Annotated in this window: 19 protein-coding genes, 1 tRNA gene and 1 pseudogene; 8 read left to right on the top strand and 13 right to left on the bottom strand. The window is 71.0% G+C overall.

Annotation, left to right across the window (positions count from 1 at the left end; genetic code table 11):
• The 4 genes from QUY26_RS20145 to QUY26_RS20130 form a co-directional block, all read right to left on the bottom strand.
• Positions 1-1,068 carry an acyl-CoA dehydrogenase family protein gene (locus QUY26_RS20145; RefSeq protein WP_289948647.1) on the bottom strand — a complete coding sequence of 356 codons (1,068 nt, stop codon included), beginning with the start codon at positions 1,066-1,068 and terminating at the stop codon, positions 1-3.
• 1 nt (position 1,069) lies between these two features.
• Complete coding sequence (locus QUY26_RS20140; RefSeq protein WP_289948645.1) at positions 1,070-2,203, bottom strand: bifunctional MaoC family dehydratase N-terminal/OB-fold nucleic acid binding domain-containing protein; 1,134 nt, start codon at positions 2,201-2,203, stop codon at positions 1,070-1,072.
• Positions 2,200-3,387, bottom strand: a complete 1,188-nt coding sequence (locus QUY26_RS20135; RefSeq protein ID WP_289948644.1) for an acyl-CoA dehydrogenase family protein — start codon at positions 3,385-3,387, stop codon at positions 2,200-2,202. Before QUY26_RS20135 ends, QUY26_RS20140 begins: the two co-directional genes overlap by 4 nt.
• Positions 3,388-3,673: 286 nt before the next feature.
• On the bottom strand, positions 3,674-3,985 hold the full coding sequence (locus QUY26_RS20130) for a hypothetical protein (RefSeq protein ID WP_289948643.1): 312 nt from the start codon (positions 3,983-3,985) through the stop codon (positions 3,674-3,676).
• 372 nt (positions 3,986-4,357) lie between these two features.
• Here QUY26_RS20130 and QUY26_RS20125 point away from each other — a divergent pair, with 372 nt between their 5' ends.
• Positions 4,358-5,500: a bifunctional DNA primase/polymerase gene (locus QUY26_RS20125; protein WP_436840370.1), complete on the top strand. Its 1,143-nt coding sequence runs from the start codon at positions 4,358-4,360 to the stop codon at positions 5,498-5,500.
• 116 nt (positions 5,501-5,616) lie between these two features.
• Here QUY26_RS20125 and QUY26_RS20120 read toward each other — a convergent pair whose 3' ends face one another.
• The 3 genes from QUY26_RS20120 to QUY26_RS20110 form a co-directional block, all read right to left on the bottom strand.
• On the bottom strand, positions 5,617-5,862 hold the full coding sequence (locus QUY26_RS20120; RefSeq protein ID WP_289948641.1) for a hypothetical protein: 246 nt from the start codon (positions 5,860-5,862) through the stop codon (positions 5,617-5,619).
• 1,409 nt (positions 5,863-7,271) lie between these two features.
• A protein-coding gene (locus QUY26_RS20115; protein ID WP_436840517.1) for an IS5 family transposase occupies positions 7,272-8,055 on the bottom strand; the annotation gives its coding sequence in 2 pieces (ribosomal slippage) (positions 7,272-7,722 and positions 7,721-8,055; 786 coding nt in all).
• 999 nt (positions 8,056-9,054) lie between these two features.
• Positions 9,055-9,813: a GntR family transcriptional regulator gene (locus tag QUY26_RS20110; RefSeq protein WP_289955851.1), complete on the bottom strand. Its 759-nt coding sequence runs from the start codon at positions 9,811-9,813 to the stop codon at positions 9,055-9,057.
• Between the two features lie 27 nt (positions 9,814-9,840).
• Between QUY26_RS20110 and QUY26_RS20105 the strand changes: the two genes are divergently transcribed.
• Positions 9,841-10,392 (top strand): hypothetical protein, encoded by a 552-nt coding sequence (locus QUY26_RS20105; RefSeq protein WP_289956428.1) that lies wholly within the window; start codon positions 9,841-9,843, stop codon positions 10,390-10,392.
• Between the two features lie 94 nt (positions 10,393-10,486).
• Here QUY26_RS20105 and QUY26_RS20100 read toward each other — a convergent pair whose 3' ends face one another.
• From QUY26_RS20100 to QUY26_RS20090, 3 genes are all read right to left on the bottom strand, one after another.
• Positions 10,487-10,615, bottom strand: a complete 129-nt coding sequence (locus tag QUY26_RS20100; protein ID WP_289948638.1) for a hypothetical protein — start codon at positions 10,613-10,615, stop codon at positions 10,487-10,489.
• Between the two features lie 321 nt (positions 10,616-10,936).
• Positions 10,937-11,021, bottom strand: a tRNA-Ser gene (locus QUY26_RS20095).
• Between the two features lie 52 nt (positions 11,022-11,073).
• Positions 11,074-12,717, bottom strand: a complete 1,644-nt coding sequence (locus QUY26_RS20090) for a S1C family serine protease (RefSeq protein ID WP_289948637.1) — start codon at positions 12,715-12,717, stop codon at positions 11,074-11,076.
• Positions 12,718-12,932: 215 nt separating this feature from the next.
• Here QUY26_RS20090 and QUY26_RS20085 point away from each other — a divergent pair, with 215 nt between their 5' ends.
• The 3 genes from QUY26_RS20085 (at position 12,933) to QUY26_RS20075 (ending at position 15,694) form a co-directional block, all read left to right on the top strand.
• Positions 12,933-13,793, top strand: coding sequence for a glycerophosphodiester phosphodiesterase (locus tag QUY26_RS20085; protein ID WP_289948636.1), 861 nt, complete (start codon positions 12,933-12,935; stop codon positions 13,791-13,793).
• Positions 13,794-13,831: 38 nt separating this feature from the next.
• The gene (locus tag QUY26_RS20080) at positions 13,832-14,473 is read left to right on the top strand and encodes an ATP-binding protein (protein ID WP_436840369.1); all 642 of its coding nucleotides are present in this window, start codon (positions 13,832-13,834) and stop codon (positions 14,471-14,473) included.
• 198 nt (positions 14,474-14,671) lie between these two features.
• Positions 14,672-15,694 (top strand): DUF5926 family protein, encoded by a 1,023-nt coding sequence (locus QUY26_RS20075; protein WP_289948634.1) that lies wholly within the window; start codon positions 14,672-14,674, stop codon positions 15,692-15,694.
• 282 nt (positions 15,695-15,976) lie between these two features.
• On the opposite strand, the gene QUY26_RS20070 is transcribed toward QUY26_RS20075, so the two are convergent.
• Both QUY26_RS20070 and QUY26_RS20065 read right to left on the bottom strand, forming a co-directional pair.
• Positions 15,977-16,681, bottom strand: coding sequence for a hypothetical protein (locus tag QUY26_RS20070; protein WP_289948632.1), 705 nt, complete (start codon positions 16,679-16,681; stop codon positions 15,977-15,979).
• Positions 16,682-16,735: 54 nt separating this feature from the next.
• Positions 16,736-17,437 (bottom strand): bifunctional DNA primase/polymerase, encoded by a 702-nt coding sequence (locus tag QUY26_RS20065; protein ID WP_289948630.1) that lies wholly within the window; start codon positions 17,435-17,437, stop codon positions 16,736-16,738.
• A gap of 614 nt (positions 17,438-18,051) precedes the next feature.
• Here QUY26_RS20065 and QUY26_RS20060 point away from each other — a divergent pair.
• The 3 genes and pseudogenes from QUY26_RS20060 to QUY26_RS20050 all read left to right on the top strand — a co-directional run bounded on the left by QUY26_RS20060 (position 18,052) and on the right by QUY26_RS20050 (position 22,581).
• A complete protein-coding gene (locus tag QUY26_RS20060; protein ID WP_289948629.1) occupies positions 18,052-19,491 on the top strand; it encodes a PP2C family protein-serine/threonine phosphatase in 1,440 nt (479 codons plus the stop codon).
• Between the two features lie 75 nt (positions 19,492-19,566).
• Positions 19,567-21,087: an aminopeptidase P family protein gene (locus QUY26_RS20055; protein WP_289948628.1), complete on the top strand. Its 1,521-nt coding sequence runs from the start codon at positions 19,567-19,569 to the stop codon at positions 21,085-21,087.
• A 192-nt stretch (positions 21,088-21,279) separates the two neighbouring features.
• Positions 21,280-22,581, top strand: a pseudogene (locus tag QUY26_RS20050) (MFS transporter).
• Between the two features lie 24 nt (positions 22,582-22,605).
• Here QUY26_RS20050 and QUY26_RS20045 read toward each other — a convergent pair.
• Positions 22,606-23,103 (bottom strand): carboxymuconolactone decarboxylase family protein, encoded by a 498-nt coding sequence (locus QUY26_RS20045; protein ID WP_289948626.1) that lies wholly within the window; start codon positions 23,101-23,103, stop codon positions 22,606-22,608.
• Between the last annotated feature and the right edge of the window lie 27 nt (positions 23,104-23,130).

Raw genomic sequence — 23,130 nt, 5'->3', positions numbered from 1 at the left:
TCATGCGGACTCCTCCGTAGCGATCAAGTCGCCCAGCTCGGCGAGGACTTCGCCGCCACAGCCCAGATACGCGTCCAGCTGGCGGCCCCACAGGAAGTGCCGGTGCACCGGGAACTCCACGTCGGCGCCCACGCCGCCGTGCAGGTGCTGGCCCGCGTGCACGACGCGGCGGCCCGCCTCCGACGCCCACCACGCGGCGGTCAGCGCGTGCGTGCCGTACGCCAGTGCCCCGTCCCGGCGCCACGCCGCCTCGTACGCGGTGACCCGGATCGCCTCCGTGTCCATGTACGCCTCTGCCGCACGGAGTTGGACCGCCTGCTTCGCCGCGAGCGGGCGCCCGAACTGCTCCCGCTCATTGGTGTACGCCACGGCGCGGGCCAGCGAACCCGCGCAGACCCCCGCCTGCAGCCCGGCGAAGGCCGTCCGGGCGGAGGCGAGCACGTCGTCGTACGCGACCTCCGCCGCGCCCCCGCCCCGGCCGGAGCCCGCACCGTCGCCCAGCCGCTCTCCCCGCACCCCGTCCAGCACCAGCCGTCCCGCCCGCCACGGCGCCGTCAGCTCGACCGGCTCGCACCCCGCGTCGGCCGTCCGCACCAGCCACAAGCCCCGGTCCCCCGCCGGCACCAGCACGAACGTCGCGTCCCGCAGCCACGGCACCCACGGCACCGCCCCCGTCAGCCTGCCGTCCTCGGCCCGCACCCGACCGGCCCCGCCGCGCGCGGGGAACGCCCCCGTCGCCACCTCCGTCCCGTCCCGCAGCCCCGGCAGCAACCGCGCCCGCTGGTCCGTCGAACCGTGCGCCGAGACCGCGAGCAGTCCGTACACACAGCTCACCGCGAACGGCACCTGCGCCGTCGTCCGACCCTGCTCCTCCAGGAGCAGCACGAGGCCGAGCAGTCCGACCTCCTCGACCGCGCCCGGCAGGCCCGCCGCGCACAGCGCCTTCCACAGCTCGGCGTCCGACGCGGTGCCCGCCGCCGCGAGCCGCTCCGGTGTGGACAGATCCCCGAAGATCCGCGCGGCCAGGTCCCGGGCGGCCGCCTGCTCCGGCGTAGGCGTGAAGTCCATGTCAGCGCACGCCCTCTCGCCCGCGAACGGCCGCCCCGGCCGGGACCACGCCCGAGTCACCGTCCGGCGCATCGCCGACCTGCGCATCGCCGACCTGCGCGAGCGGCCGGAACAGCGGCAGTTCCAGTTCCTCGTCGACCCGTTGGAACTCGAGCCGCACCGGCATCCCGATCCGCACCCGCTCGTGCTCCACCCCCACCACCTGGCTGATGATCCGGACCCCTTCCGCCAGCTCCACGAGCACGACCGCGTACGGCCCCGTCCCGGCAGTGGCCTGTTCCGGCGCGGTGAAGGCCGGGAACGGCGGGTGGTGCATCACCACGTACGAATAGACCGTGCCCTCGCCGCTCGCCTCGACCGTGTCCCACTCGGGCGAGCCGCAGGCGTTGCAGCCCGGCAGCCAGGGGAAGCGGAGGCGGGCGCAGGAGCCGCAGCGCTGGATCAGGAGCCGGTGCCGGGACACGCCTTCCCAGAAACCCGCGTTGTCCCTGTTGATCACGGGCCGGGGCCGTCGGCTCCGCGCCGGGGCGACTGCTTCCCGCCCCGCTGCCCCAGCCGATCCCGCCGCGTCCGCACTCGACGCCCGCCTTCGCGCGGGCACGTACTTCAGGATCCGGAAGCGGTGCGTCCCCGCCGGCTCGCCGTCCGCGCGGACGTCCATCCGCGTCGTCACGAAGTACCCCGTACCGAGCTTGGTCGTCTTGCGCTCCGAGATCGACTCGATCACCGCGTCGAAGGTGATCTCGTCCCCGGGGCGCAGCGGACGCAGATACTCCTGCTCGCAGTCCGTCGCCACCACCGAGGCGTACCCGGCGTCGTCGAGCAGGGCGAACAGCTCGTCGTACGCCTCGGAGCGGCCGCTGTGTCCGGAGAGGCCGCCCATCGTCCACACCTGGAGCATGGTCGGCGGGGCCACGGCCTCCGGGCCGGCGTACGCGGCGTGGGTGTCTCCCATCGCCTCGCACCAGTGCCTGATCATCGGCTCGTTCACCGGGTCCTTGCCGTGCCCCGCGACCGCGGCGGCCCGGCCCTCGTACGCCTTCAACTTCTCGTACAGCTCGTCCGGCTCGTGCCCGCCCGGCCCGCCCGGCCCATCCGGCCCATCCGGCCCGCCCGCGTCGGCCCCGCGCGTCATCGCCGCCCCCTGCGCATCCCGAGCCGCATCGTCGCCACGATCTCCCGCTGCACCTCGCTCACCCCGCCCCCGAAGGTGTTGATCTGCGCCGCCCTGTTCATCCGCTCCAGCTCCCCGTCCCCGGCCGTCCCCAGTGCCAGGGATCCGGGTGAACCGGCCCGCACGAGCCCCGCGTCCCCCGCGATCTCCTGACATATTCGGTACACCTCGACCGCCGATTCGGTTCCCACGAACTTCACGCCGCTCGCGTCCCCAGGGGCCGGACCGCCCGCCTCCACATCCCCCACCAAACGCCAGTTGAGCAGGCGCGTAGCCGCGAGCCGCGCATGCGCCTCAGCCAGTTTCAAACGGACCCACGGAGCGTCAATCCGGCGCTCACCACTCACCGGATCAGGTGACTGCGCGGCCGTGCGCGCCGCCGCGTAGAAGTCCTCGGCCTGCATGCCGATGGCCGCGAGCGCGATCCGCTCGTGGTTGAGCTGGTTGGTGATGAGCTTCCAGCCGCCGTGCTCCTCACCGACGAGGTTCCCTGCGGGCACGCGCACGCCGTCGTAGTACGTCGCCGTGGTGGTCTGGCCGCCGACGGTCTCGATCGGGGTCCAGGAGAACCCGGGCGCGTCGGTCGGCACGAGGATGATCGAGATGCCCCGGTGCTTGGGGGCCTCCGGGTCGGTGCGGCAGGCGAGCCAGATCCAGTCGGCGTTCTGGGCGTTGGAGGTGAAGCTCTTCTGGCCGTGGATCAGCCACTCGTCGGGCGGGCCCTCCGTTCGAACGGCCCGCGTCCGCAGCGCCGCCAGGTCCGTGCCCGCGGACGGCTCGCTGTAACCGATCGCGAAGACGGTTTCCCCACGCAGGATGCCGGGCAGCAGGGCGGCCTTCTGCTCCTCGGTCCCGTACTTCATCAGCGTCGGCCCGACCGTGTTCAGCGTGACCATCGACACGGGCGCGCCCGCGCGGTACGCCTCGTCGAAGAACACGAACTGCTCGTCGGCGCCGCGCCCCTGGCCTCCGTACGCGACGGGCCAGCCGAGACCGAGGTGGCCGTCCGCGCCGATGCGGCGCAGGAGCCGCCGCTGTGCGGCCTTGTCGTCGCTCGCGGGCGGGCCGTCCGGCATCAGCTCGCGGAAGTACGCGCGCAGTTCGGCGCGCAGGCGCTGCTGGCGTTCGGTGGGGGCGAGGTGCACGGCGGGCGGCCTCTCCTTCTCGTACGGCCTCGTACGGCCTGGTTCGGCTTCGCAGGGATTCGTACGGCCTCGTACGGGTCACGTACGGATCACGTACGGACCCCGTACGGCACCACGTACCCGGAACGATTTCTGACTGTCCGTCAGAAATAGAACCGGCGTCAAGGCCCCCGCGACTCCCGGCACGCCGAACGCAGCTGCGCGGCGGGCCCGAGGCACCGCCGCGCAACTGTCACATCACCCCTTGGAGCAGCCCCCGAGGATCACTCCCCAACGAGGCCCGAGGTCACCACAGTTCGCTGAAGTTCACGGCGACGTTCGCGTTGGACTGGTTGATCTCCGTGAACGCGGAACCGTTCACCTGAGCCGTGTTGCTCTGGTTCGAGGCGCCGTTGCCGACCGCCTGCTGCTGCGTCGTGGACGAGTTGCCGTTGTTGTCGTCGCCGACGCCGCTGCCGCTGACCGTGGCCACACCGGCGTTGGATCCGTCGTCCGCGAACGAGCCGTTGTCGGCCATCGCAACACCGGAGAACAGCGCGGCGGCGAGGGGCAGGGCCGCGACAGCAGCGAGGGCGCGGGCGGTACGGATGCTTGCCATGTCATTCCTCCAGAACGGGAGATTCGCACCGGCCGGGAGCCGGACACGTCTCAAGTAACGCTTGCTCCAAGGCGGTTGGCCGACCGCCCCGGTCCTGCATCTGCACGACGTCGCGAGACCAGAGTTGCCCACCGAATCCCCGGCGAACCACCCCGGAAGGACCGATTCCCCCGCAAGCGTGAGGACAAGTCGATAAACATGCTTTGCGCCCCTGAAGCCGCAGCTCAGCGCCGTTCCGGTGACCGAGGCCAGGCGCCGCACGGGCTGAAGCGTTCCGGCAGGAGCCCGAAAAGAGGGGCGCCGCCCCTGCCCGGCGCGCCACCCTCAGCCACCCCCCTTCCCTTCATCGAACGTTTGTACGAAACTGAAGTCATGGCCCCCATCGACCGCCATGCCGCAGACCGCGACGCCGACCACTCCCCCCGCCACCCGGCGGAGCCCCACCGGGCCGATCCGCACGCCGAGCCCCACCCTGATCCGCACACCGGGCCCCACCCGGCGGCGCACCGGACCGCCGCGCCCGACGCCACCGCGGTCCGGGCCGACCGCCGCACCGCCACCCTGGCCCTGGCCCACGCCCTGACCGCCGCCGAGCGAGGCCTCGCCGTCATCCCGCTGTCGCGGAGCAAGCTCCCGGCGCTGCGCTCCCCGCACCACGACGACGTGCGACACCATGACGACGTGCGGCACCACGACGACGCGCGACACCACGACGACGCGCGGCACCACGGCACCCCGGGACACCACGCTTCCCCGGAGCACCGCGACGCCCCTCCGCGGCCATCGCCCTGCCGCGGCGAGTGCGGCCGCATGGGACACGGCGTGTACGACGCGTCGACCGACCCGCACCGCATCCGCGAGCTGTTCGCCGCCGCGCCCTGGGCCTCCGGATACGGAATCGCCTGCGGGCTGCCGCCGTACCACCTGATCGGCATCGACCTGGACACCAAGTCCGGCGTCGACGCCCCGGCGGAACTGCGCGAGTTGGCGCTGCGGCACCTGTTCACGATCCCGGAGACCGTGGTCGTGGCGACGCCGAGCGGGGGCCGTCACATCTGGCTGGCCGGGCCGCCCGACACCGTCGTACCGAACTCGGCGGGCCGCCTGGCACCCGGCATCGACATCCGGGGCGCGGGCGGCTATCTGGTCGGCCCGGGCTCCCGCACCGAACACGGCGTCTACAGCGCGGTCCCCGGCACGGCCCACCTCCCGCCGGCCACCTGCCCGCCCGCGCTCCTGCGCCTGCTCACGCCGACACCGCGACGCCGACCGCGGCCCGCGCACGCGGGTGCGCCGGACCTCCAACAGGGCCAGGGCCTGGTCCAGTTCGTCCTCGCCGCGCACGAAGGACAGCGCAACACCCGCCTGTTCTGGGCGGCGTGCCGCGCGTACGAGAACGGCTTCGGCGAGGCCCTCACCGCACCCCTCACCGACGCGGCTGTCCGCGTGGGCCTCACCGCGCGCGAGGCGGCATCGACGATCGCGTCGGCGGCGCGGCTTACGGGCCACGGGTAGGCCGACCGCCCCGCCCTCCGCCCCCGTCCCGCCCGCATCACCCCAGACGAACAGAAAGTGGCGGACCATCACATGATGGCCCGCCACTCACGCGCGCGAACTGCGGAGCAGTGTCGTCAGCACTTCTTCTTGGTCTTCACCGAAACCCACGGACGGCACTTGCCGGGCGCCACGGGCCCGGTCATCGGCACGTTCTTGTAGATGTAGCCCTTCTTGCACACCTGCACCTGGGAGAGATCAAGGCACGCGTTGGGGTCGAAGGTGATGGCGCGGGCTTCGCCCTGGTTGCCAGGAAGCGCGACAAAGAGTGTGACGCTGAACAGTCCCGTCAGGATTGCCGTGCAAGCCTTACGCATTTTCATTCTCCCGTTTCGAATTGCAGGCGCCAGAATTCGGACGCCGGGAGATCATGCGTTTTACACAAACCGCATGTCAAGAACGCTCAAGGCCCCTTGACAGTAAACATGCAGTCGTGATGAAACAGTCAAAACACCCCACTGATATGCACACATAGGGGGCAAGTTGACCACAGAAGCGCGCACGCCTTGAGGTGAACATCACACATCAATCCCGGGTGATCATTCCCCCCTCCCATGCCTCTCCCCCTCCCTCTCATCAAACAGAGGGGACAGGAATCCGAACCAACACTGACGACAGGGGGGTTGAAACAGGGCGACGTCCAACTCGCCTTGCCTCTGAGGCGATGCGCATTCTCGGCGGGGCAGCCGCGCCGACGACGGCCACGGATACACATTGCAAGGCGTTCCCGTCTCCTGGTTGGCGGAGCTTCCCCTTGGCCAGGGAGGGCAGCCGTCGTGAAACGACCTCAACCTGACGGCCGTCGGTGGGGGTACCACTACACAGGCCCTCCCACCGAGTTGAAGGACTGCACACTGTGTGGTCCGACCTCTGAGTGCGCTCCGCAGCATGAAGAAGCAGCGCCCGCACGAAGCTGAGGCGGACACGGTGGCGGACACCGCGCCCCCCGAGGCAGAGATCACCACAACGTTTCTGTCGACGGTGCGGCACGCAAGTGGATGGTCCGAACGGCCGCTACGCATGCGGCGAGTGCGCTGGGTCAACCACTGGGGAGAGGGCCACGGGGACCTGTCGAGCCAGAAAGACGCCCCTGACTGGCCCTGACCTCTCGCTTGGCTGCGGTCGTGCCGGCACCTCGCGACTCTTCCGGCTGCGGGCTGGTCGGCCTCGGCGCCGCTTCCTCAACGGCCCCGTCTGCTTCTTCAACGGCCCCCTCTGCGCGTCTTCCCGCGACGCATGGGCCAGTTGCTCCACCAGCACCGACCCATGGTTCGGGTGCCCTCGCTCGATCAGGACGTCGCGCACTCAGGAGATGCCCGTGAAGTCATGAAGAGGGGGCGCCCCGGAATCGGGGCACCCCTTCTGACCAGCTCATACGCTGACCTGCCTGCGGTGGGTGTGGGATTTGAACCCACGGTGACATCGCTGCCACGACGGTTTCCAAGACCGCCAACTCGGCGTGACGAGTATGGGCCTTGACCTGCTGAGACCGCATGCCACAGTCACAGAACGCGGGCGACCTGGCCGCAGGTTGGCCACACCCGGGCCGGATCCGGCCTGGATACTCTTCATGCGTCAGCTACTGGGATGCAGAAGGGGATGAAATGTCCGCTTCTCTCAAAGCGAGCAAAAAGCGGGGTCGGTCTAGCTAACGTGCCTGGTCAGCTCCTGTGGTCCCCGCGCGTGCGGGGGTGGTCCCAGTGTGCGCAGGGGCAGGAACTTAGACGTCATTTCATTTGGCGATTCTGCGATGGCATATGAGGGTTGCCGCGATGGCGGTGAAGGCGAGGAAGTGCTCGGGCTTGCGTTCGTATCGGCGGTGGAGTCGGCGGCAGCCCGACAGCCAGGACACCGTCCGTTCCACGACCCAGCGGTGCCGACCCAGGCGCTGGGAAGACTCAGTGCCCTTGCGTGCGATGCGGTGGGTGATCTGCCGTAAAGAGAGCCAGCGTCGCAGGTGGGGGTAGTCGTACCCCTTGTCGCCGTGGAGCTTGGCGGGCCGCCGACGCCTGGGGCCGCGGCGGGAGCGGACGGGCGGGATACCGCGGACCAGCGGGATGAGGGCCTGGCTGTCGTGGAGGTTGGCGGCGGAGATTCCGAGCGAGAGAGGCAGGCCGTGACGGTCGACGATCAGGTGGATTTTCGATCCGCTCTTGCCGCGGTCGGTCGGATTCGGTCCCGTCAGCCGCCCCTTTGAGGGCGCGGACGCTGACTGAGTCGATCGCACAGCGCGACCAGTCCAGCTCACCGCGGGAGCCGAGCTCATCGAGGACAAGGCGATGGAGCTTGGCCCACACCCTCGCCTCGGACCACTCGGTGAACCGGCGGAAAGCGGTCACTCCCGAAGGGCCGAAGCCCGGCGGCAGTTGGTTCCACGTGCAGCCCGAGGTGGCGACGAAGATGATCGCGGCCAGCACCTCCCGGTCCCCATGCCGACGGCGACCGCCGCCCTGCGGACGCTCCGGCGCCGGCGGCACCACCCGCTCGAACAGCTCCCACAGATCATCTGGAGCCATTCGCTCAACAAGCGAAGAAGTCACCGTCCCAGGCTGCCGCAAGATCACACCAAACGAAATGGCGTCTTACAGGAAGTGTGGTCCCCGCGCGTGCGGGGGTGGTCCCTGTCACAGGCCGAGATCGAGGCCGAGTGGGACGTGGTCCCCGCGCGTGCGGGGGTGGTCCCACCGCTTACCGGATTAGCCACCCTGGCATGCTGTGGTCCCCGCGCATGCGGGGGTGGTCCCATGACGACGTTCAACTTGTTGATGGCGCAGCAGTGGTCCCCGCACACGCGGGCTGGTCCAGGGGACGGCAAGGGATTGTTGCTGGAGTAGGCCAACGACAAGCCCTACTCGGCGTCGATGGCCGCGAACACACCCGCAGGGTCACCGTCGTATGTCACGTGTGGTTCGTCAGCTCCTGGGGGCACAAAGCGAGTGCGGTATCGCTGAAGGTCGCTCTCAGAGAAAAAGATCGCATTGGGGTCGTGCGCATAGAACTCGTTGCGTTGGCTGATTCGGGACCAGAGTTCGTCATGGCTTGCTGCGAAATAGACAAGCTCTGAAGAGGCACCTGCGTCGGTCGCGATGGTCCTCCACCGGGCGCGGTCTTACGGGGTCCAGAAGCCGTGGTCCACCACAACATCGCGCCCTGCGAGAAGCTGCTTCCGCAGTTCAACCGCGACATCCTCAAGGACCGGCCGCTCAAGGGCGGGGAAGGTGCCCCGGGGAAGTCCACCCCGTACACACCGTGGCGGCGGTACATCTCCTCATCCGGACACAGGCGCATGAACCCACGAGCGGCTAGGACACGGGCGAGCGTGGTCTTACCGGAGCCGGGGAGCCCTGCCATCAGGACACAGCGTGGCGGACGGGTAGGCATCGGCTTCGTCAAGGTCCGAGAGATGGCGGCCGTCTCCGCTTCGGCTTCGAGTGTGAGTGGGCCGCTATGGCGAGCCGAGAGCAATGCGTCTAGGCGACCTTCAAGCACGCTCATGAGCGTGTCATCCATGACCGTCACTCGGAGACCTCCGACTCCGTTCGCCAGGTCCGGCCGGGGCCGCCAAGGTCGACGCCGTACTCCACCACGCTGCCCTCGCTGTCGACGAACTTCGCTGTCATCACGACTGAAGGTTCTACAGGCGGGTTGCTGGGGTCCAACTCCAGAAGCTGTGCGTCCTCGGCTGTCAGCAGACGGGCAGAGGCCGTGTCGATCCGATGACTGATCGGGCGGCTGGTTGCCGTGGCGATGAGTTGGAGCGACGTTCCCCCGGTCAAGCGCTCACTCTTTGCCAACTGGGGGATCAACTTCCCGTACTGAATGGGGATCCACGAGGTGCTGTGCGCCACGATGCCGTGTCGGTCCCTGTACACGCGGCGTCGGCGGATGACTTCGGAGCCAGGCTCAATGTCCAGGGCTTGAGCTACATCCGTAGGTGCCGGGACTACCGCCGCCTGGTGCGAGTCAGACCGTTCACCTGATCCCCAACTCGACCCGGTGCGGTGCCCCCGGTCCTGGCGCTGAGATCCCGAAGACATCGGGGCCGACCGGTCCAGAACCTCCGTTCCGATGCCGTGAATGCCCCTGACCAGGCCCTCGTTGCGGAGCTTGCGCAGGGCCTTCTCAGCCGTCGCGGTGCTCACGCTCCACTCCTCGGAGAGGTTCTTGATGCTCGGCAGAAGCGACCCTGGCGGCAGCTCACCGGACGCGATCAGCTCCGCGTAGTGGGCAGCAATCCGCGCGTACGGCGCCCGTACTTCGCGTGCATCTACTATGCCGCCATGCGGCCTGAGGAAGTCTCCATGCTCAGCGCCGACCAGTGTGACCTTCCCACCGAGGGGTGGGGGCGTCTCCTGCTCGCCGGTGCCCGGCCGCAGGTGGGTTCCGCGTGGACGGACGACGGCAAGCCCTACGAGGAACGGCAGTTGAAGCACCGGGCCCGCCGGGCGGTCCGGCCGGTGCCCATTCCGCCGGTGCTGGTCGACATCCTGCGTGCTCACCTGGGCTCGTGCGGCACTACGGCAGAGGGGCGACTGTTCAGCGCTGTACGCGGCGGGCCGGTCCGGTCTCAGGAGTACGGCGCCGTATGGAAGGAAGCTCGCCGGAAGGCGCTCACGGCCGCGCAGGTGGCCTCTCCGCTGGCCGCGATTCCGTACGACCTGCGGCATGCATGCGTGTCGTTCTGGCTCCGCTCCGGGGTGAGCCTCGCCGAGACGGCCCGCCGGGCGGGGCAAAGCGTCGCCGTCCTCCAGCGCTACTACGCCAAGGTGCTGGACGGCGAGGAAGCGAAGATGAACGCGCTGATCGAGCAAGGGTTGGCCGAGCACGAAAGCGACGCCGAAGGACCGGGATAGTCACCAACAGACTCGTGGATGGCCGCGCAAACCGCACCAGTCATTCATGGTTCCGGCGCGTGGGAAGGGGGAGACCCCATCGCGCCGGGTGCGGTCAAAGATCGTCGCCGCGAACGAGCTCCACAATGACAGCCCATAGAGCGCGAACGCTCAGAGCTACCGCCACACGTGAAGCAAGTTCCCGAAAGATCTTCGCCCGCTTGGTCGACGGTTCGTCGGCCATGTCTCCCCTCCTTTCGGTGCAGGGACCGGCCTGCCGACATGGGCACGCCGCCCAGGCAGGCCGGTCCTTCCCCCTACGAAGAAGACGGAGACGTTCCAAACGTAGCTACTAGCCGGACGCTTCGATAGACCGCATTTCTGTGTGAATCAGCAGCGGCTCGAGAGCTAGGGTTCCGCCGTCCTGACACCTGGCCGCAGGTTGGCCGCACGCACTGGTCAGGGGTGGGAAACGGGCGAGCCAGGGTGAGACAAGGTCATGCGGAAGGGGTGCCGCTCCGGAGAGCTGCACCCCTTCTGACCTGCTAGGTCCCTGACCTGCCTGCGGTGGGTGTGGGATTTGAACCCACGGTGACTCGCGCCACGACGGTTTTCAAGACCGTTCCCTTAGGCCGCTCGGGCAACCCACCCCGCGCCGGGCGGCCGGTGATCGGCCGCGGGCGCGGGGTCAAGAGTAGCGGGTCAGCTGTCGCCCTTGCGTGCGCCCAGGACCACGTCGGTGGTGCGCTCCTTGCCGTCGCGCTCGTAGGTGATCTTGACGGTGTCGCCGGGGCGGTGGGTCCAGATCTGGCCGATGAGGGTGGGGCCGCTGTCGATGACCGTGTCGTCGAGCTTCTTGATGACGTCGCCGGACTTGAGGCCCGCCTTGGCCGCCGGGCCGCCCGGCTCCACCGCGGCGCCGGAGCCGCCGGCGGCACGGTCGGAGATGACGGCGCCGTCCGAGGTGTTCGCCAGGGAGACCGAGGCGCCGATCACGGGGTACGTCGCCTCGCCCGTCTTGATCAGCTGCTGTGCCACGTTCTTCGCCTGGTTCACCGGGATCGCGAAGCCCAGGCCGATCGAGCCGGACTGGCCGCCGCCCATGCCGCCGCTGTCGGCGGGCTTGATCGCGGAGTTGATGCCGATGACCGCGCCGCGGGCGTCCAGGAGCGGGCCGCCGGAGTTGCCCGGGTTGATGGACGCGTCGGTCTGCAGCGCGCTCATGTACGAACTCTTGCTGCTGCCGCCGTCGCTGGAGGTCACCGGGCGGTTCTTCGCGCTGACGATGCCCGTCGTGACCGTGTTCGACAGGCCGAAGGGGGCGCCGATCGCGATCGTGGAGTCGCCGACGGCCACCTTCTCGGAGTCGGCGAGCGGCAGCGGGGCGAGGTCCGAGGGCTTGTCCTTGAGCTTGATGACCGCGACGTCGTAGCCCTGGGCGCGGCCCACGACCTCGGCGTCGAACTTCTTGCCGTTCGAGAACGTCGCCGACAGCTTGCCGCCCTCGGCCGCGGACGCCACCACGTGGTTGTTGGTGAGGATGTGGCCCTGCTTGTCGTACACGAAGCCCGTGCCCGTGCCGCCCTCGCCGCTGCCGCTCTGGGCCTCGATGGTGACGACGCTCGGCAGCGCCTTGTTCGCGATGCCCGCCACCGAGCCGGGCTCCCGCTTGAGGTCGGCGGGGCTGTCCGACGCGGAGACCGTCGTCGAGTCCGTGCTGTTGTCGTCGTTGCGGTCCGCCGCCCAGAAGCCGAGGCCGCCGCCGACACCGCCCGCGACCAGCGCCGCCGCGAGCACCGCCGCGACCAGACCGCCGCGCCGGGCACCCGGCTTCGGCGCGGCCGGCTGCTCCGCCGTCCACGACGCGCCCCAGCCCGAACCGCCGGACCCGGCGCCGTCCTGTGCGTACGACGGCACGGCCGGGGGCGGCGGCCACGCGCCGGACGGCGAGGCGACGGGCGTGGCGTGGGCCGGAGCCTGCGCGTGGGCGGGCTGTTGGCCGTACGCCGCGCCGGGCTGACCCGCCTGGGTGTATCCGCCGCCCGTCTGACTGCCGCTCTGCTGGCCGGCGCCCTGCTGACCGGCGCCCTGCTGGCCCCCGCCCGCGTGCCCTGCCGTGTGGGCGTACGGATCGGGGATGTTCGGGGCCGGGGCGGGAGCCGGAGCCGACGCGGGCGGCGTGCTCGCGTCGGGAGCGTCCGCCGGGGTGGTCGCGGACGCGGCGGGCTCGTCCGCCGGTGGCTTCGGCGCCGGGGCGTCGGGGGCGGAAGCAGCGGGAGTATCCACCGGCACGGGGGGTGCGGACGGGGCCGGGGGTACCTCAGTGCCCTCGTTCTCGGTGCTCACAGCTTCTTCTCCTCGGTCCACGCTGTCGTACTCGGTCACGGCCTGAGAGCAGCAGACGATCGTTTCGGTTCAGTTTTGCGTTTCGGTTCAGTTTTGTCTTCAGTCAGCTTTTCCCATGGGCTGTCAGGGCACCATAAGCCGATGCTGTGCGTTCACGGCGGGCGAAACCCACCCATACGGAAGGCGCAACCGGTCAGCGATGGCACGATGACGCGGTGACCCACGCACGACAGCCCCACATCCAGGTCGTCGCCCACCGCGGAGCCTCCGAGGACGCCCCGGAGCACACCCTGGCCGCGTACAAGAAGGCGGTCGAGGACGGCGCCGACGCCCTTGAGTGCGACGTACGGCTCACCGCGGACGGCCATCTCGTCTGTGTGCACGACCGCCGCGTCAACCGCACCTCGAACGGCCGCGGCGCCGTCTCCGCCCTGGAGCTCGCCGACCTCGCCGCCCTCGACTTCGGCTCCTGGAAGAGCCGCGGCGGCCCCGGAGACCCCGGTGACCCCGAAGACACCGAGGGCCCCGACTGGGACGAGGGGAAGGACCCCGCCGACCCCAGCGACACCTCTGTCCTCACCCTGGAACGGCTCCTTGAGCTCGTGGCTGAAAACAATGCCTCCGGGCGCCGGGTCCAGCTCGCCATCGAGACCAAGCACCCCACCCGCTGGGCGGGCCAGGTCGAGGAGCGGCTGCTGCACCTGCTGAAGCGCTTCGGTCTGGACGCGCCGCCCGCCGACGGCCCCTCGCCCGTCCGCGTCATGAGTTTCTCGGCGCGTTCGCTGCACCGCGTGCGGGCCGCGTCCCCGACGCTGCCCACCGTCTTTCTGATGCAGTTCGTCTCGCCCCGCCACCGCGACGGCCGCCTCCCGCAGGGCGTGCGGATCGCGGGCCCGGGGATCCGGATCGTACGCAACCACCCCGGGTACGTCGCCAAGCTCAAGCGGGCCGGGCACCAGGTGCACGTGTGGACCGTGAACGAGCCCGCCGACGTCGAGCTGTGCGCCCGGCTCGGCGTGGACGCGATCATCACCAACCGCCCGAAGCAGGTGCTGTCCCAACTCGGCCGCGCCTGACGCCCATTACGGGGAGTGCACCGGCGCGTTCGGTGCGTATGCGACCGTGTCGAGTGCGTCACCATCGCGGTGTTGGCCGGTTTCCGGTCCAGTCCATTGGGGCATTCACACCGTGGCGTGGGGCAAAGGAGGTCTCGGGGGTGGCGTTTGTGGTGGCACAGGAGGTGCCCACGTCGTCGAGCATGGCCGTACCCCATGGTCCTGCGGGCGTGGGCGAAGCCAGACACCGGATGCGCGATCAATTGCGCGGCCACGGGGTGTCGGAGTCGGTCATCGACGACGCCGTACTGATCCTTTCCGAACTCCTCAGCAACGCCTGCCGACACGGCAGGCCGCTGGGCGAGGGGCTCAACGGGGACGGAGACGACGGAGACGTGCGCGCCGCGTGGCGCGTCGAGAAGACCGGTCGGCTCACGGTCGAAGTGACGGACGGCGGCGGTCCGACCCGCCCGATCCCGGCCACTCCTTCGGTCACGGCCCACGGCGGCCGCGGGCTCAACATCATCACCGCCCTCGCCGAGGCATGGGGAGTACGCGACGACATCCGCGGCGAGGTCACCGTCTGGGCCCTGGTGCAGTCCGGGCACCGCCACGAGGACTTCGCTACGCGCGTCGCCGCGCCGTCGGCGGCCGCGATATCCGACCTCGGCATCACGGACCCCTTCGACGACGTGGACTGACACCGCGGACAGGGCACCGACACCGTGAGCAGTGGACTGACACCGCGGGGCGTGGACTGACACCGCGGGGAGTGGACTGACGCGGCAGCGGACTGACTCCGCGGACAGCGGGGCCGCACCCGGTCCCCCAGGCCCCCGGCGGCGAACGGCTAGGCTCGCGCCCGTACGCAAGCGAGCCGTAACCGGGAGACACCCACGATGGCCAAGAAGCGCCCGCAGACCAAGGGCAACCAGGGCAGCAAGGGCAAGCAGCCGCAGCTCAAGGACGGCGAGGTCCCGGTCGTCGGCGCCCGGGAACCCTGCCCCTGCGGTTCGGGCCGCCGGTACAAGGCCTGTCACGGCCGGGCCGCCGCGCACGCCGTGACCGAACTGGTGCAGCGCCCCTTCGACGGCCTGCCCGGCGAGTGCGACTGGGTGGCCCTGCGCGAGCTGGTGCCCGCGGCGACCGTCGAACTCACCCTGAAGGACGGCCTCCCCGAGGGCGTGCCCTCCGTGACGCTGGCGACCGTGCTTCCGATGGCCTGGCCCGCGCTGCGCCGCGACGACGGCTCGGTGCTGCTCGGCCTGCAGAACGACACCTCCTCCGGCGACATCAGCCGCGACCTCGCCGACACCCTCCAGCGGGCCCTCGTCACCGAGCCCGGCCAGCCGGTCCCCGGCCGCCGCGCGCCCGGGGACGGCCCGCGCCTGCAGGAGCTCATCGACGAGAAGAGCGCCTTCGAGCCGGTCGTGCACCCCGGCTTCGAGTTCTGGGTGCCGGACGCGGAGAACGCCACGCCGGAGGTGTCGGCTTCGCTGGAGCGGGCGAACGCCGCCGCCATCCCGACGGTCAAGCTCTCCGGCGTGGACGCCGCCTACTGGTGCGAGACGCCGGAGAAGAACCACCTGCGCTGGGTCATGCCGCACCCCGAGGAGCAGCTCCTCGACGCGCTCGCGCGGCTGCACGCGGCCGGCACGTCGAGCCTCGGCGAGGGCACCCTCCCCCAAGCTCTCAACTCCGCTCGAGCAGGGGGGACCCCCTTGGTCGGCTCCTTCCGCGCGCACGGTCTGACGGTGCCGGTGTGGGACCTGCCGAGCGGCATGGGGGCCGCGGACATCGAGCAGCCCGCCGCCGAGTTCGCGTCGCGCCTCGCGACGGCGCTCGCGGCGACGGAGCCGCTGACTCCGGAAGAGCGCAGGGCGCGCGGCGGCCTCACCAACCGACAGGTCACCCTCAGCTGACCTCGCGGGGATCCCGGGCCGCGGCGCGCGAGCCGTTCGCACTGACCCACCAGTCAGTCGGAACGGAACGCGTGACTCCCGTCACAACTCCCCTTGGTCACAGGTAAATCCCTGTCCGGATAACTGAGATCGAATTTGCCAAGCGCCGATCTCTTGTTACCGTTCAGGTAGCCCGGTTGCTGGTGCATCCCCCGTCGCCAGCAACCGGGCGTTTCTGTGCCCGGTGCACACCTGGTGGCCGTCCGGCGGCCGACAACCGTCCCAACTGCACCGGGACACCGCTCAGTTGCTGCCGGAGCGCAGCAGCAGCGCAGCTCCGCCCGCACGGGCGAACTCCGCCACCGCCGTGTACCGCGCCGCCGTTCCCGCCGTGCGCTCGCGGGGCGTCTCGCACACCGCCGGCTCGTCGTCGGCGCCCACCGCGCAGTGCATCTGCACGGTGCGCCCCTTCGGCCCCATGACACTCAGAACGGCCTTCAGCGCCTCGCCCGTGGCGTTGCGGTAGTAGGTACGCGCCCAGGTGTCGCCGGCCTGGGACAGGACGCAGGTCTGGGCCTCCACGCCGTGCGGCGAGGACAGTTCGGGGCCGCACCGGGCGGTGGTCTCCCGCGGGGGCGCGGCGTCGTGCGCGGGGCGCGCGGGAGCGACGGCGTCACGGGGCTTGTCCTGCGGCCGGGACGGTGGCGCGGCCGCGGGCCGGGACGGCGGGGGCGAGGGCGGGAGCCCGGGACGCTTGGCGTCGTCGCTCCGTGCGGAGTCATGGTGTGCGGCGTCATGGTGTGCGGAGTCGTCGCGTGCGGCGTCGTCGCGTGCGGAGTCGTCGCGTGCGGAGTCGTCGCGTGCGGCGTCATGGCGTACGGCGTCGTCACGTACGGAGTCATGGAGCACGGGCCCCGCGGAGGCGCCGGCGAGCGGCACGAGCACCGCGACGGCCACGACTCCCAGGAGCGCGAGCAGGCGGGGGTTCACAGCCGGGCGCGGGTGCATGGCCCGAAGATAACGACGGCGGGCGCGCGGAGCGTTCGCCGCGCGCCCAATGCCCTACAACTCGGGGGCGCTCACACCCGTACGAGTGAGGGCGTCGACCACCGCGTCCACGACGGCCTCGACGTCGGGCACCCAGGGCGCGGCCGAGCCCTGCAGGGGCGCGCGCTCCCAGCGGACCTGGCCCTGGCCCGTCTCCGAGGGCGGCAGCGCCACGTACCCGCCCTCGCCGTGGAAGCGCAGTGAGCCCGGGACCCAGTCCTTGGCGTACAGAAGAGCGCCCAACTGCTCCATCGAGTACGGCGCGACGAGAATGAAGACGCGGGCCGGGGTGGAGACGACCGGGCCGAGCCTGATGCCCGCGTCGTCGAGTGCGGCGAGGGCGCGCGCGCCGGCCGCGGCGGGCAGGCTCACGGCGCAGGGGGCGCGGCCGCCGGTGGCGAGGAGCACCGGTGCGCCGGGGCGGTTGGTCCACCACCAGCGCACCATGCGCTCGTCGGTCGTCGCGGCGAGCAGTCCGGGGTCGAGCGGATGGGCGCCGGGGAATCCGCACTCGGGGTCGGGGCAGGCGCAGCGCCGGTCGCCTTCGGTGTCGATACCACGCCTGACCTGGCTGTCGATGCCGACGCCGGGCAGCACGGGCCAGCGCCACACGGTCGCGAAGGTGATGGCCGCGCCGAGCAGAGCGGGACTCTGGTCAGACTTCCTACCGATTCGCCAGGACAGGAGCCTGCGTCGCCTTCCGAGGATCTCGCGCATGAGCGCTCGTTCCTTTCCGTTACACGCAGAGGGACACTTCGGGCCACATCACACCATGTGTGGATCACTATCGACGTGCGTACGAGGTGCGCGTACTAGGTGCATGCAAGTGCGTACAGGTGCGTACAAGCTGGCGCATCACACCCCAGCCTGCGGCATGGGGCTCCCCTATGGGCCGAGCGTTGACGTGGCGAGGGGTGGCGGCGCCTGGCGTTTGCCGTCCCGCGTAATTCTTGCCGCCCGTGCCGCGGGAGGATGGGGTACGGCCGCCGTGGGTTAGGACGCTCGGGTCCGCCGCCAGGTTCCGGGCGTCCCGCAACTGCCCCTGACCATCACCGAGTACGTACCCATCGCGACCGCTGTGACGCTCCTTCGAACAATGTCAGTCGACCGCAATATGCCGTTCCCTGCAACAGTTTTCAGACAAGTTCTCAAGATCGCTGACAGTTCCCGGAATTCACTCCCGTCCCACTGGACACCAGGAATCCTTGCAGGACAATGCTGGACATCCCCTCTCCCCTGCGTGTAGATGTGGAGACATTGCTAGCGGCGCAGAATGACAGGGGGTTTGCGATGCTATTGAGCAATACGCGCTGGCCGGAAAGCCGTCAGCCATGAACGCCCCGCACCTCCCGAAAGTGGCCGGAATCGATTCCACTGTTCCGCCACCGGCCCACACTGCCCCGTCCGCCCAGGGAGCCCCTGCCGCCTCCGGCGTCCAGGGAGCCCCAGGAGCACTGATCCAGGACCGCCTGGCCGGCTGGGTCTCCGACCTCACCACGCTGCACGAACTCAACGAACGCCTGTCCCGCACGGCCGCACTCGACGGCGCACTCGGCGAACTCCTGCGCGCCGGAGCCGCCCTCGTCGGCGCCCGCCGCGGCCTCGTCGTCCTGGAGCCCGCCGACGGCCTCGGCCCCACCACCACCGTCGGCCTCGGCCTCGCCCGCGCCGACCTCGGCCATCTGGAGACGGTGCCCCGCGCCGCCACCTCCTTCGGGCGCCTCCTCGACGCCACCGCCGCAGCCACCCCCGGCGCGGCGGAGTCCGCACCCCCCGCCGCGACCCCCGTCACCGAGATCGTGCAGCCGGACCTCCTCGCCGACGAGACCCTCGACCCCCGCCACCGCGAGGTCGCCGTCCGCCTGGGGTACGCCGCGAGCTACGCCCTGCCGCTGCTCACCGACTCGGCGGGCCGCGTCGGCGCGGTGGTCTGGCTGTACGACGAGCCCGCCGAGCCCGCCGAGCGGCAGCGGCACCTCACCGGCCGCTACCTGCAGTACGCCACCGAGCACCTGGCGCGCCTGGTGGAACTCGACCGCGCCCGCTCCACGACCGCGACCCTGCGCGCGGAACTGCTGCCCCCGCGGCTGCCCCGCGTCGCCGGGGTGCAGCTCGCGGCCCGGCACAGCACGGGGCCGCGCGGCGGCGGCGACTGGTTCGACGCGCTGCCCCTGCCGGACGCGGCGCTCGGCCTCGCCGTCGGCTCCGTCACCGGGTCCGGGCCGAGCGCGGTCGCCGCGATGGGACGGCTGCGGGCCTCCCTGCGGGCGTACGCGGTGATGGAGGGCGAGGACCCCGTCGCCGTCCTCTCCGACCTGGAGCTGCTGCTCCGCCTCACCGAACCCGCGCGGTCGGCGACGGCGCTGTTCGCCTTCTGCGAGCCCGCCCAGCGCAAGATCGTCCTCGCCGGGGCCGGGCACAGCCCGCCGCTGATCGTCGGGGAGAGGCGCACGGAGTTCGTGGAGACGTCCCTCTCGGCACCGCTCGGCATGCTCGCCTGCTGGGAGGCGCCCAGCGTGGACATCCGCCCGGAGCCAGGAGAAACGCTGCTTCTCTATACGGACGGGCTGCTTCAGCGCACGGGCGACGCCATGGACCGGGCCTTCGCACGGCTGCACGCGGCCGCCGCGAGCGTGCCGAAGGCGGCCCGCGACGACCCCGGGGAGATCGCCGACCACGTGCTGCGCACGGTCCTGCCGGAGGGGCTGGACAGTGCGTCCGCCGCGGCGAGCGAGGAGGACGTGGTGCTGCTCGCGGCGCGCTTCGAGTGACGCCTCGCGCACGGCCCGTGAGCCTTCGCGGTAACAGGTCTTCCGCCCCTGGGCCCCCTTCCGTACGACCGTACGATGGAGGGGGTCCAGAGTCGTACAGAGCCGTCAATCAGGAGGCAGACCGTGTCGGACGCCCTCAACCCGGAGACCCCGGAAGAGCTGGTGGAGACCGAAGAAGAGCCGATCAAGCAGCGCAAGAACGGCCTCTACCCCGGTGTCTCCGACGAGCTCGCCGAGAACATGAAGTCGGGCTGGGCCGACACCGAGCTGCGCGACCTGGAGCCGATCGAGCAGGCCGGGCACACCGCCGCCCGCCGCGCCGCGCTCTCCGCGCGCTTCCCCGGCGAGCGCCTCGTGATCCCCGCGGGCAACCTGAAGACCCGCTCGAACGACACGGAGTACGCCTTCCGCGCCTCCGTCGAGTACGCCTACCTCACCGGCAACCAGACCGAGGACGGCGTCCTCGTCATGGAGCCGAACCGGGCCGGCGGGCACGACGCGACGATCTACCTCCTTCCGCGCTCCGACCGCGAGAACGGCGAGTTCTGGCTCGACGGCCAGGGCGAGCTGTGGGTCGGCCGCCGCCACTCCCTGACCGAGGCCGAGAAGCTGTACGGCATCCCCGCCTCCGACGTCCGCGAGCTGGCCGGCGCGCTGCGCGAGGCCACCGGGCCCGTCCGCGTCGTGCGCGGCTTCGACGCCGGGATCGAGGCGGCCCTGACCGACAAGGTCACCGCCGAGCGCGACGAGGAGCTGCGCGTCTTCCTCTCCGAGGCCCGCCTCGTCAAGGACGAGTTCGAGGTCGGCGAGCTGCAGAAGGCCGTGGACTCCACGGTGCGCGGCTTCGAGGACGTCGTGAAGGTCCTCGACAAGGCCGAGGCGACCTCCGAGCGCTACATCGAAGGCACGTTCTTCCTGCGCGCCCGCGTCGAGGGCAACGACATCGGCTACGGCTCCATCTGCGCCGCGGGCCCCCACGCCACCACCCTGCACTGGGTGCGCAACGACGGCGCCGTCCGCTCCGGCGAGCTGCTCCTGCTCGACGCGGGCGTGGAGACGCACACGTACTACACCGCGGACGTCACCCGCACGCTGCCGATCAACGGCCGCTACACGGAACTCCAGCGGAAGATCTACGACGCCGTGTACGAGGCCCAGGAGGCCGGTATCGCGGCGGTCAAGCCGGGCGCCAAGTACCGCGACTTCCACGACGCCGCGCAGCGCGTGCTCGCCGAGAAGCTGGTCGAGTGGGGGCTCGTCGAGGGTCCCGTCGAGCGGGTCCTCGAACTGGGGCTCCAGCGCCGCTGGACGCTGCACGGCACCGGTCACATGCTCGGCATGGACGTCCACGACTGCGCCGCCGCGCGCACCGAGACGTATGTGGACGGCACCCTGGAGCCGGGCATGTGCCTGACCGTCGAGCCCGGTCTGTACTTCCAGGCCGACGACCTGACCGTGCCCGAGGAGTACCGGGGCATCGGCGTGCGCATCGAGGACGACATCCTCGTCACCGAGGACGGCAACCGGAACCTGTCCGCCGCGCTGCCCCGGCGGTCGGACGAGGTCGAGCGCTGGATGGCCGAGCTGAAGAGCTGACCCAGGGCGTGGGCGCGGCAGATCGCGCGCCGCGCTCGCCCCCGAGCGCCGGACGGGCTGGACCAGCCCGTCCGGCGCTTTTCGCTGCTCCGGGGAAGCGTCGAGGCGGCCAGGGAAGCGTCGAATTGGCCCATGAATGGATGCGGGAAGCGGACCACTTGAGGGGGCCACTGGCTTCCTAATGTTCGGGGCATGACGACATCCCGCCTCCTTCCGGCCCCCGGCCCCGCGCGGCAGCTAGCCCTCGCGCAACTCGCCAACTCCGTGGGCGACGGCGCGTACTACGTCACGTCCGCCCTCTACTTCACGCACGTCGTCGGGCTCGCCCCGGCGCGGATCGGGCTCGGGCTGACGCTCGCGTGGGCCGTCGGGTCCGTCGTGGGGGTGCCGCTCGGGCGGCTCGCCGACCGGCGCGGGCCGCGCGGCACGGCCGTGCTCCTGGCCCTCGCGACCGGCGCCGCCGTCGCGTCCTTCCTCGTCGTCCGCGACTTCGTGCCGTTCGTGGCCGCCGCCCTCGTGTACGCCACCGCCCAGTCGGGCCTCTCCGCGGCACGTCAGGCGCTGCTGGCCGGGCTCGTCGCCAAGGAGGAGCGCACCGGGCTGCTGGCCCACCTCCAGTCCACGCTGAACGCGGGGCTCGCCGTGGGTGCCGGGCTCGGCGGCATCGCGCTGCACCAGGGCAGCGAGGCCGCGTACCTCTCGGTGTTCGCGCTGGACGCCGCCGGGTTCGTGGTGTGCGCCGCGGTGCTGTGGCGGCTGCCCGCCGTGGCGCCGAGGGCGGCGGTGGCGGGCGAGCGGCTCGCGGTGCTCAGGGACCGGCCGTACGCGCTGGTCACCCTCCTCAACACCGTGCTCCTGATGCGGATGCCGCTGCTCAGCCTCGGCATCCCGCTGTGGCTCACCGAGCGCACGGACGCCCCCGCGTGGCTCGTCTCGGCGCTGTTCGTCCTCAACACCGTCGGTGTCATGGCCTTCCAGGTGCGTACGGCACGGTCGGTCTCCGGGATCCCGACGGCGGTGCGGGCCGTGCGCAGGTCCGGCGTGCTGATGCTGGCCGCGTGCGCGGTGTTCGCCCTGTCGGCCGCCGCGGGCGGGGCGTGGACGGCCGCCGCGGTGCTCGTCGCCGCGTCCGTGGTGCTGCTCGCCGCCGAGATGCTGCAGTCCGCCGGTTCCTAGCAGCTCGGCTTCGACCTGGCCCCCGCCGGCCGGATCGGCGAGTACCAGGGCTTCTTCGGCACCGGCGTCACCGTCGCCCGCACCCTCGGCCCCCTGGTCCTCGCCACGCTCCTGGTGGAGTGGGGGGCGCCGGGGTGGCTGCTCCTTGGCGGGGTGATCCTGGGGGCTTCGTACGCGATGGGGCCCGCGGCGCGGTGGGCTGCTTCAGCCCGTCCGGCGGCGGTGGCGATTTCAGCCCGTCCGGCGTTTGAGGACGAGGCCGCAGGCCGATGCCCGCACATCAGCCCTCGGCGGGCAGCAGACAGCCGGGGCCGGTAGCGAGGGCAGGAGCGCCGAGGGCGCTCAGCCCTCGCGCTCGTCCGTACCGGCCACCTTCGCCGTGCTGAGGGCGATCCGGTTCCACGTGTTGATCGCGAGGATCAGGGCGATCACCTGGGCCAGCTCGGCCTCGTCGAAGTGCGCCGCCGCCTCGGCGTACGCGGCGTCCGGAACACCGGCGTCGGCGACGAGGGTGACCGCGTCCGTCAGGGCGAGAGCGGCCTGCTCCTTGGCGGTGTAGAAGTTCCTGGCCTCGCGCCAGACGGCGACCAGGTGCAGCCGGTCCTCGCTCTCGCCCGCCTTGCGCGCGTCGTTGGTGTGCATGTGCAGGCAGTACGCGCAGCCGTTGAGGATCGAGGCACGGATCTGGATCAGTTCCACCAGGGCCGGGTCGAGTCCGGCGCGGGCGGCGGCGTCCAGGCCGATGACGGCCTTGAAGACCTTCGGGGCGGTCTTGGCGAAGTCGATGCGGGCAACGGGCTCGTGGGACACGGTGTGCGTCGTGCTGTTCGTCATGACCATGAATCTACGGCGGTCAAAGACCACGGG

It is taken from the genome of Streptomyces flavofungini, assembly GCF_030388665.1.
Taxonomy (GTDB): domain Bacteria; phylum Actinomycetota; class Actinomycetes; order Streptomycetales; family Streptomycetaceae; genus Streptomyces; species Streptomyces flavofungini_A.
The sequence above is the reverse complement of the archived record's forward strand: the minus strand, read 5'-3'. Positions and strand labels throughout refer to the sequence as shown.